Origin of the sequence: Arenimonas sp. MALMAid1274, from assembly GCF_049195245.1 — a bacterium.
In the GTDB taxonomy this organism is placed as follows: domain Bacteria; phylum Pseudomonadota; class Gammaproteobacteria; order Xanthomonadales; family Xanthomonadaceae; genus Arenimonas.
Genome location: NZ_JBMIRR010000028.1, coordinates 200,781 through 211,249, shown reverse-complemented (window position 1 = coordinate 211,249; position 10,469 = coordinate 200,781). Strand labels below are relative to the sequence as shown.

The following is a 10,469-nucleotide window of genomic DNA, read 5'->3' as shown; positions in this document are numbered from 1 at the left end:
GCGGTGTCGCAGTTGGCCGGGTTCAGGACCTCGCAAATCTCGTAGTCGACGGTGTACGTGCCAGCCGGGGTATTCGGCGCGACGTCCACCGAGCCATCAGCGTTCACGGTAAGCGGACCATTCGTGACCGGGACCAGGGTGATGTCGGCGGGATTCACGGCCGCACCGTTGAGCAGGTCATTGCTCAGGACGTTGACGACGTTGGCGTTAGCCACAAAGCCATTGACCGGACCGGCGCTGTCGTTGACGGCGTCAATGACGCCCTCCTCCACCGTGACCGTAACGGTCGCGGTGTCGCAGTTCGCGGGATTCAGGACTTCGCAGATTTCGTAGTCGACGGTGTACGTGCCAGCCGGGGTATTCGGCGCGACGTCGACGCTGCCGTCGGCGTTCACGGTCAGCGGACCGTTGGTCACCGGAACCAAGGTGATGTTCGCCGGATTCACCGGCGCGCCATTGAGCTGGTCATTGGCCAGGACGTTTACTACGTTCGTGCCGCCGGTGACGCCATTGATCGGACCCGCAGTGTCGTTAACCGCATCGAGCACGGCCGCTTCGACCGTCACGGTGACCGTGGCGGTATCGCAGTTGGCCGGGTTCAGGACCTCGCAGATCTCGTAGTCGACCGTGTACGTGCCCGCGGCGGTACCGGCCGCCACGTCCACCGAGCCATCGGCGTTCACGGTCAGCGGACCATTCGTCACCGGGACCAAGGTGATGTCCGCCGGATTCACGGCCGCGCCATTGAGCTGGTCATTGCCCAGCACGTTGACGACATTGGTGTTGGCCACAAAGCCATTGACCGGACCGGCGCTGTCGTTGACGGCATCGATCGCCAACGGATCCACCGTGATGGCAGGTACCGTATCGGTGTTGTTGGCCAGGTCAGGATCGGTGACGCCGGCCGGGGCCGTGACGCTGGCCGTATTGGCGGCCACCGTGGCAGGCGTGACGACCGGCGCGGTGCCGGTCATCGTGATCGTTACCGATTGACCTGCCGCCAGATCAAGCAGCAAGGAAACATCGCCGTTGCCCGACGCCACGCCGCAGTTGGCCAGAGGGGCACAGGTCCACTGCGCACCCACGAGGCCGGCCGGCGCGGTATCGGAGAAAATTGCATCGGCGACGTCGGAAGGTCCGCCGTTGGAAACGTTGATCTCGTAACTTACGGCCGCGCCCGCCTGTACCGGCGAGGCCGATGTCAGCGTCTTGGTCACCGTAAGGTCTGCCACTGCCTGCGGTGCAGGCGTTTCGGTGTCGCTGTTGTTACCCGGGGTCGGGTCCGCCGTGGTAGCGGTGACCGAAGCGGTGTTGTCATACGGGCCGGCGGCATTGACCGTGGCCAGGATGTCGAGCGTCGCACTGGCGCCATTGGCCAGACCGCCGATCGCCCACACGCCGGTACCGGAGTTATAGGTGCCCGTGCTGGCGGCCGAAGAAACGAAGGTGTAGCCAGCCGGCAGCAGATCATTGACCGAGACGCCGGCTGCGGCCGACGGACCGGCATTGCTGACGGTCAGGGTGAAGGTGACGTTCTCTCCCACATCCGGAATCGGATCGTCCACCGCCTTGGTGATCGACACGTCTGCCTGGGCCACAGGCGCAGGGGTTTCGGTGTCGCTGTTGTTGCCCGGCACCGGGTCCGGCGTCGTGCTGTTGACGGTGGCGGAGTTCGCATAGGAACCCGTTGCATTCACCGTCGCCTGGATGGTCATCGTCACCGTGGCGCCATTGGCCATCGTGCCAATGGTCCACACGCCGGTGCCGCTGGCGTACGTGCCAACGCTGGGCGTCGCGGCGACGAAGGTGTAACCCGCGGGCAGCAGGTCGGTGACGCTGACGCCCAGCGCGGGCGCGGGGCCGGCATTGGTCACCGTGAGCGTGAACACCACGTTGCTGCCCACCGCCGGCGCAGCCACGTCAACCGTCTTGGTGATGCCCAGGTTGGCCTGGTCGATCAGCGCGTTGACGTCGCTGGCGGTGCTGAGGGTGCCGTTGGGCGCCGTCACGGTGACGGTGTTGGTGATGTTGGGCGGGTAGTTCTGCGCCTGGGCGCTGCCGGCGATGGCCAGGCCGAGTGCGAACACCGCGCCGTGCAGCCTGCGGAAGGTGGGCATGCGCTTGCTGGACATGTTGACTCCGCCGCCGATAGCGATGGCGTTGGCCTGGGTACCCGGGATCTGGAAGGAAGTCATCGCTCGGGCACTCAGTACGCGTTGGGGTTGGCCGAGAAGGCCACCGGGATGGTGATGGTCAGGGTGCCGCCGGCGGCAACGGTGCCGGTGAGGCCTACCGTGGTGCCGCCGATGGTGCCGCCACTGGCGGGGCAGGAGCCGCCGGTGGACGCCGTGCAGGTCCAGGGCGCCGTCAGCGTCAGGCCCGCAGGCAGCGGATCGTCCACCAGCGTGCCGATGGCCGGCACGTTGCCGGTATTGGTGACCACCACCGTGTAGGTGGCGGTGCCGCCAGGCGTGTAATTGGTCAAGGTGTCCGCCTTGGTGACGGCCAGCGTCACCGTGGCCAGCGTCGGGCAAACCGGCAGGCTGGCCAGGGCAGGGATCGTCGTGGTGTTGCCGGCACCACCGAAGGTGGCGCCGTTGGGCAGGAACTCCGTGACCGCGCCCGACGACGTCGTGCCGCTGGCACCACCGGTCACGCTGGTCGCCAGGGCCGCGGGCGCGGAAATGAAACCGCCACCGCCGCCGCCGCCCGGGCCCTCGGACTCGTCGTTGGTGATCAGCTGATTGCCGCCATTGCCGCCGCGCGCAAACAGGTCCACGCCACTGGCCGAGCCAGCGGAGATGACGATGCTGCCGCCGCCGCCACCGCCGCCCGGGGCGTCGTTGTGGCCCGGCGTGGAATTGGTCGCCGTGTTCCCGTTGGCGACGATGTCGCCGGAACCCGAAACCGTGCCGGCAATCACCAGGATGAAACCACCGCCCGAAGCACCCGACGAGCCGGCGCTGTTGTTGGCATCGCCCGCACCGCCACCACCGCCGAGGAAGATGCGGGTGTTGCCGCTGTTGGCGGGGCTGTTGGCGAGGGGCCGACCACCGAGACCGCCGCGCTGGCGGCGACTGTTGCCGCCCCAGGAATTGTTGCCGGGCGGCAGGGTGAGGGCGTTCTGGTTGCTGCTGCCGTAGGTGTAGCCGCCGCGTCCGCCACCGGGCGAGGTGCTGGTCGCGAAGCCCGCACCCTCGAGGTTCCAAGCCCCGGCCCAAGCCGCCGTGGTCACGCTGGGATTGCCCTGCCCGGTCCAGGTGCCGGTGCCGCCGTTGGCACCGCCGCCGCCGCCGGCGTTGTGGGCGTTGCCGCCGCCGCCGCCGTTGGCCGGGGCGCCGCGGCCATAGCGGCCATTGAGGCTGTCGTACTGGGTCTGGAAGCCGGCGATGCTCTCGCCCTTCTCGCCGCCGTCGGCATTGCTGGTACCGCGGAACAGCGTCACGTCGGTACCGGCATCGGTGGTGGTGTTGTCGAGCACGCCGCCGCGGAATCCGGCGCCGTTGGCCGACAGCAGGCCGTTGACGGTAAGCGTGTTCTGCACGATCAGCGGCATCACGCCGCCGGTGCTGCCGTTCCACGCGGGAGCCGAGAGCGTGGCGGCGCCACCGATGGTCAGCGTGGTGTACTGGGGAACGCGGATCACCTGGCTGCCGCTCGCGTACGAGAACTGCAGCGGCGTGGTGTCGCAGGCGGGGCTAAGCGTAATGACCGTGCCGACGACGCCGAACACATTTACCAGCTCGTAGCGGCCGGCATTGTTCAAGTTGGTGACCTCACCATAGGTCGCGGCATTGCCCGACCCGATGGTGGCGCCCTGCGCCTGGTAAATCATCAGCACGTCACCGGCGGAAATGCCCGCGGCGCTGGCCAGCGTGATCGTGCCGTCGCCCGCGTTGGCGGCCGTAGAGAGCGTGGTGATGCGCACCGCGGCCAGCGCCGAATAATTGGTGTTGGCGTTGACGGTCAGGCTGCCATCCTTGCCCGGCTGCCATGCGTACGCATCCGGCATCAGCGCCAGCAGGAACATGAGCACGAAGCCGCGCGTAAGCGTATGCCGCGCAGACGCGCGATCCTGGGCACCGGCGAGCGGCGCAAAATCGAAGTGCGACATGAGTCCCCTATTTCCGACTTGCGGAAACCGGTCGGGATGCCAGCCCAACCTTCCCCGCGCCCTGATCCAACGGCCGCAATGATAGTGAGCGAAACTCACGCTGTCCAGCATAAGTCCCTGTTTTGGTGGGGATTGTTTTTGTCACTTGCTGACGCGATGGGTCGGTTGCCGACCCGGTGCGGCCACTTTGGGCCGTCCCGGGACCGAAATGTCCCGGGACAGCGATGTGAAGGGCGTCACGATTTGGCCGGCCGCGAGGTCGGCGCAAAAAAAAGACCCCGGCCGAAGCCGGGGTCCTAGAGGTGTTGCCGATACCTTCCTATCAGAAGGTGATCGTCCAGCTGTTGATGTAGCCGGTGTCGCCGCTCGCGTTGTCGTTGACACGCAGGCGCCAGGTGCCGTTGAGGGCCTCGCTGGTCAGGTTGTGGCTGGTGGTGGAGATCACGTTGTCGGTGCCGCCACCCGTGCGGTTGTGGATGTTGTACAGGGTGCCGTCCGGCGCCACGAGGTCGACCTTGAGGTCACCCTTGTAGGTGTGGACGATGTTCACCGACACCGAAGCCGCCGACGGACCATTGCCGGTGCGACCCGAGACCGAGATCGGGCTGTCCACCGTCGCGTTGTCGGCGATGGCGTAGTCCGCAGTGTTGCTGTAGGTCTGGGTGCCGCCGCCGCCACCACCGGTGGTGTAGCTGCCGACCAGGCTCACGCCGGAGTAGGCCGCATAGGCCTTGACGCGGACGTGGTACACGCCGGCCACCGGTGCCGCGATGGTGCAGGTCTCGTTGTTGCCACCCAGGTACGGACGGCAGGTGTACACGGTGTCGGTGGGCGCGGAACCCTGGCGGACGTACAGATCGGCATCACCGGTACCACCGGAGGTGCTGATCACCAGGTTGCTGGCGCCCGTGGGCACGTTGATCGTGTAGTTCACCGAGGCACCGGTCGCCGCGGACAGGCCGGTCACCGGCACGCCGTTGCTGAGCACCGAACCGCCGCCGCCACCCGAGGACACGGTGACCGAGCGGGTGGTCGTGTTGGTGGCGCCACCGTTGTCGGTGACGGTCAACGTGACCGTATAGGTGCCGGCCGCCGAGTAGGTCTTGCTCGGGTTGGTGGCCGTGGACGTGGTGCCGTCGCCGAAATTCCAGCTGCGCGAGGCGATGGTGCCGTTGCTGTCGGTCGAACCGTCGGTGAAGCTGGCGGTCAGGCCGCTGGTGGTGAAGGTGAAGCTGGCGACCGGCGGCGCATTGGTGCCGCCGCCACCGGCGGCATCCACCAGGGCGCGCGCGTCGATGATGCCCGCGCCGCAACCGCCCGAGCAGGCGCCCGACAGCGGATACGCGGTGGCCTTCAGCGACGCTTCGATCTGTGCCGGGGTGTACAAGGCGAGGCCCAGGGCCAGGCGACGGCTCTGCGCCAGCGCGACCGCGCCCGCGACATGCGGGGAAGCCATCGAGGTGCCGCTGTAGGAGACATAGTTCTCGGTGCCCGGGCCGGCCGTGCCGGAGTTGAGCGTGGAGAGGATGCTCGAGCCCGGGGCCGACACGTCGATCAGGGTGCCGTAGTTCGAGAAGCTGGAACGGGCGCTGGCGCTGGTGACCGAAGCGACGTTGACCACGTTGTTGCAGCTGGCCGGGGTGAAGCCCGAAGCGTTGGCGTTGCTGTTGCCCGCCGCCACGACCACGGTGGTGCCGCGGCTGACCGCGCTGTTGATCGCCGCCTGGGTGGTGGCATCGCAGGAACCACCGCCGCCGAGGGACATGTTGATGACGTCGGCCGCATTGGCCGCCGACAGGGTCGGCACGCCGCTGACGGTGCCACCGGACGCCCAGATGATGGCGTCGGCGATGTCGGAGGTGGAACCGCCGCCGCGACCCAGCACGCGGACCGGCATCACCTTGGCGCCCCAGGCGGTACCGGCCACGCCCTTGGCGTTGTTGGTGACCGCCGCGACCGTACCGGCCACGTGCGTGCCGTGCCAGCTGGACGGATCGCCGCCGAAGTAGTCGCCCGGATCGCTGGCGTCGGAATCACGGCCGTTGCCGTCGCCGGCGGTCGTGGTGTTGGAGATGAAGTCGTAGCCGGCCACGATGTTGGCGGCCAGGTCGGAGTGCGCCACGTAGCCGGTGTCGAGCACGGCAACGATGATGCCGGAGCCGTTGGCCACGTCCCACGCGGTGTTGGCGCGGATGCCGGCGTCGGCATCGGTGTAGCCCCACTGCTGGCTGTAGTTGGTGTCGTTGGGCGTCAGCGTGTGCTTCATGATGCGGTCGATCTGCACGTACTCGACGTTCGGGTTCGCGGCGATCTGGCGCATCAGGGTCTCGGCATCGGCGCGACCCAGCTTCTGCGAGGTGGTGACCACGTCGGCGCCGACGGCCATGCGGCGCATGTGGCGCGCCGACAGCGGCTTGGACGGACGCGAGGTGTCGCCACGCTGGATGCGCGAGGCCTGCACCATCTGGTCGGCCTGGACCGCAGCGGCCTGCAGGGCACGGTTGAGCTCGGCGGCGTTGGCGGCCTCGGGCGTACCGGCGCGGTACTTCACGATGAACTGGTCGAACTGGGTGTCGGACTGCAGGGCGCTGAGATCAACGCGCGGAGCGGTCTGGGCGGCGAACGCGGACTGGGCTGCAAGGGCGATGGTGGTGGCAGCGACGAGACTGCGCAGGCGGAGCTTGCGAGTGTTCTTGCTCACGATGTGTGTATCCCCGAAAAATGATGGCAATGAAGGCTGCTGGGCAGCCGTGTTTGCTTCCATGCCCCGGGTCCCCTGGGCAAAAACTTCCCCGCGCCGGCCGTCTTGGCCTGGATTCGTAGCGGGGAGTCTCGTACCACCCGGACGTGTGATGCAGATCACATCTGCATGACACGCGACCGACGCTAGCGTGACGAAAGTCACAGGTCAAGCCGCACCGCCGCAGGAATTCCTGACCACCGGTGACATGCCCGGCAGGACGCCTTCCCGGCGGTCAGAGGGAGCGCAGGAAGGCCAGCAGGGCCTCGCGGTCCGCGCGACTCAGGGCCTTGAAACGGTCCCTCGACGCCTGCCCTTCACCCCCGTGCCAGAGCACGGCTTCTTCCAGCGAACGGGCGCGGCCGTCATGCAGGTAAAAGGAATGGCCATTGGTCGTGGGCACCAGGCCCAAGCCCCAGAGCGGCGCGGTGCGCCACTCGCGACCGCTGGCCAGGAAGTCAGGGCGACCGTCGGCCAGGCCGGGCCCCATGTCGTGCAGCAGCAGGTCGGTGTAGGGCATGAAGGCCTGGCCTGCCAGACGGGCCGGGGAGGCGTCGGCCCCGGTGCGCTGCCTCGGGGTGTGGCAGGACGCGCAGCCTGTGTCCTGGAAAACGGCTTCTCCGCGCGCTTCTTGTGCAGGCGCCACGCGGCGGCGGTCGGGCACCGCCAGCACCTGCAAATAGAACACCAGCTTCTGCAGGTGCGCGTCGCGCAGGTCGGGGCCGTCGCCGCCGCGTGGCGCGGCCAGGCAGTCCGTCTGCCCCGGCATGCAGTTCTCGTCGGGGAAAAGGCTCGTGCTCAGCCCCATGTCGCCATGTGCCGCCGCGGCGGACTGGGCCGTGCTGTTGGCCGCATTGGCCTTCCAGCCGAGCCGGCCCACGGCCTCGGCGCGCGCCACCGGATCCCAGACGCGATTGACGCGGCCGGAGATGCCGTCGCCATCCCGGTCGTCGGGATCCTGGGCCGCCAAAAGATCGGCTTCGGGAATCGCGTCCAGAAGCCCCATGCCCACCACCGCCGGCGCGACGCGCAGGGAGGTCTGCAGCTTCCGGCCCAGCGGCCCGTAAGCCAGGTCTTCGAACGTGATCCGGGGCGACCGCAGCGAGTACGTCGTGCCGTCGGGATAACGGCCCGCCTGTTCGCGCCAGGCGATGCGCACCTTGCCCTCGGGCGCGACGCCCGGGATCGCGCGGTCACCGAGTTGGTCGCCGTAGCGCGGATGCGGTCGCGGGCCGCCGACCGCGTCCTTGCCGGGCACGCCCAGGCGCACCAGGCTCGACAACATTTCGTCTTCACCGTCCACCGGGGGCCGACCGCGACCGTCGCGCAGGTGACAGCCCGAACAGGAAACGCGATTGAATATCGGGCCCAGGCCGTCGAAGGCATCGACCGACGCCGGCGCGACCGCCCAGTTGGTATTGAACACGCGGTTGCCGAAGCTGAAATCGCGCAGCTCCTTCGATGTCAGGCCTGGCGCGGGCATCGCGAAGGCGTCGCGGTTGTCCAGGGCGCGCGTCAAACCGCCACCCGGCGCATCCGACGGGGATGCCGCCACCAGGCTGCCCGCCAGCAGCAGGCCCAGGACCGCCAGCAGGGTGCGCCTCATACGCCGGAGACGATCACCAGCACGCCGAGCGCATTGCCGGCGTCGCGCAGTCCGGCACCCAGCGACTGCAGGGCTTCAACCGCCGCCTCGCCCGCCGCGCGGTCGGCGCTGTCGGGGGCGGACGCCAGCATACGGTCGAACGGCTGCGGCAATGCATCCACGGCGGCCTGCGCCTTGGCGAAACGGGCGTCGATGTCGGCCGCCAGCGCCGGCCGCAGCGGCTTGAGCACGCTGGCCAGGCCTTTGCCGTCGCGGCCGTACCAGGCCAGGCGGATGCCCTCGAGCGCGTGCACGAAATCCTGGCGGGTGCTGTCGCTGAAGCAACTCTGTTCGTCTTCCTGCGAACCCGAGTCGAGCGAGACCGCCAGCCGCTCGGTCGCCAGCTCGTGCCCTGCCAGGTTGGCCGCGCCGGTGAGCACGCGTCCGATCGCCTCGTGCTGTTCCAGCGCCAGGAAAAAATGCACGTAGGCGTCGGCACGTGCCGGATCCCACTGTTCCGCCAGCCAGTCCAGGTCCGCCACCACCTGCTCGGCAAGGAGGGCCAGGTAGGCGCGGCGGCGATCCGTCGCGGGCGTGCCGGCCACGTAGTCCGTGTGGGGCCGGTTACCCGGTCCATCGGCACGCTGGTCCTGGCCCCAGAGCAGGAACTCGATCGCGTGCCAGCCGGTGGTGACATCGGCCTCGTCGCTGACCTGGTCCTGGGCCAGGATGGTCTGGCGGGTGATCGGCAGGTCGTAGGCATGCACCAGGCCGGCGTCGGCGTCGCCGCTGACGTAATCGATCACCGCTTCGTTCAATGGCCAGGCATTGAGGCGCGGCTCGGGCCCCGCCTGGCGCCCGGCCGTGGCAGGCCCGTCGATGGGACCATCGTAGTAGCGGAAGGCTTCGCTGCGCAGGTAGGGCTGCCGAGCCGTGATCCACGCCCGGCGCGCGCTGTCCAGACTGTCCTGGCCGGGTGCGTCCAGCAGGGTCTGGATCGCCGCCCGCAGCTGGCGAGCCTGCGCGGCCGATTCAAGGTAGGTGTCATGTGCACCCTGCGCATAGTCCTGCAGGCTGGACGCCGCGCTGTACTGCGGGTCGGACGCGGCATCGAGCAGCAGGCGGTATTGCGAGGGCGCCGAGCCGGCCTCGCCACCTTCCCCGCCCTCGCCGCCCTCACCGCCCTCGCTGGCCACGGGCGACAGGGCCATCGCTGCGATCGGCACGGCGCTGGCCAGGCAGGTTCCGAGGCGGGTCCAGAGTTTGAGGCGCGGGGTCATGGGCATCCAGGCGGCGTGGGATGCGGGTATTATCGGCCGCTGGCGCCTTAATGCAAATGATTCTCATCAACCATGTCACTGTTCTGCATCGCCGATGTGATGGACGCCGAGGCCTGTGCCCGTGCCCGGGACGAATTCGCGCGACTGCCCAGCCGGGACGGCCGGCTGACCGCAGGCTGGGCGGCACGAGGCGCCAAGAACAATGAACAGCTGGATGCCTCCGACCCAGGCGTGCAAGCGCTCGCCGCCCGCCTGCTCGACGCGGTTTCGGGGCATCCGACGCTCGAGCGGTTTGCCCGGCCGGCACGATTCGGTTCGCCCCTGCTGAGTCGTTACCGACCGGGACAGGGTTACGGTACGCACGTGGACGATGCCCTGATGGGAAAGCCTGCGCTGCGCACGGACCTCGCCTGGACCCTGTTCCTGTCCGGGCCGGACGACTACGACGGCGGCGAGCTGGTGATCGAATCGCACGAAGGCGAGACGCCGGTGAAGTTGCCCGCGGGCGCCCTGGTGGTCTACGACTGCGGCGCGCTGCACCGGGTCGCGCCCGTCACCCGCGGCGAGCGGCTGGCCTGCGTGGGCTGGATCCAGAGCCGGGTGCGCGACGGCCGCCAGCGCGAGCTGCTGTTCACGCTGGACCAGACGCGCCGCAGCCTGCATGCGCGCGAGGGCGAGAGTCCGGAGTTCCTGCAGCTGAGCCAGGTGCACTCCCAGCTGCTGCGCATGTGGGCCGAAGCGGCCTGCTGA

Annotated in this window: 6 protein-coding genes; 1 reads left to right on the top strand and 5 read right to left on the bottom strand. The window is 68.7% G+C overall.

Annotated elements, in window-relative coordinates:
* The 5 genes from ACOQFR_RS15815 to ACOQFR_RS15795 all read right to left on the bottom strand — a co-directional run.
* A partial coding sequence (locus ACOQFR_RS15815) for a hypothetical protein (protein WP_421383691.1) occupies window positions 1–2,132 on the bottom strand: 2,132 nt, incomplete at its 3' end.
* A gap of 74 nt (window positions 2,133–2,206) precedes the next feature.
* Window positions 2,207–4,114 carry a hypothetical protein gene (locus ACOQFR_RS15810; RefSeq protein WP_421383689.1) on the bottom strand — a complete coding sequence of 636 codons (1,908 nt, stop codon included), beginning with the start codon at window positions 4,112–4,114 and terminating at the stop codon, window positions 2,207–2,209.
* Between the two features lie 322 nt (window positions 4,115–4,436).
* Window positions 4,437–6,509 carry a S8 family serine peptidase gene (locus ACOQFR_RS15805; protein ID WP_421383705.1) on the bottom strand — a complete coding sequence of 691 codons (2,073 nt, stop codon included), beginning with the start codon at window positions 6,507–6,509 and terminating at the stop codon, window positions 4,437–4,439.
* A 580-nt stretch (window positions 6,510–7,089) separates the two neighbouring features.
* A complete protein-coding gene (locus ACOQFR_RS15800; protein WP_421383687.1) occupies window positions 7,090–8,460 on the bottom strand; it encodes a di-heme oxidoredictase family protein in 1,371 nt (456 codons plus the stop codon).
* Window positions 8,457–9,719 (bottom strand): imelysin family protein, encoded by a 1,263-nt coding sequence (locus ACOQFR_RS15795; RefSeq protein ID WP_421383685.1) that lies wholly within the window; start codon window positions 9,717–9,719, stop codon window positions 8,457–8,459. The genes ACOQFR_RS15800 and ACOQFR_RS15795 overlap by 4 nt, the downstream gene beginning before the upstream one ends.
* A 72-nt stretch (window positions 9,720–9,791) precedes the next feature.
* Between ACOQFR_RS15795 and ACOQFR_RS15790 the strand changes: the two genes are divergently transcribed.
* Window positions 9,792–10,469 carry a Fe2+-dependent dioxygenase gene (locus ACOQFR_RS15790; protein ID WP_421383683.1) on the top strand — a complete coding sequence of 226 codons (678 nt, stop codon included), beginning with the start codon at window positions 9,792–9,794 and terminating at the stop codon, window positions 10,467–10,469.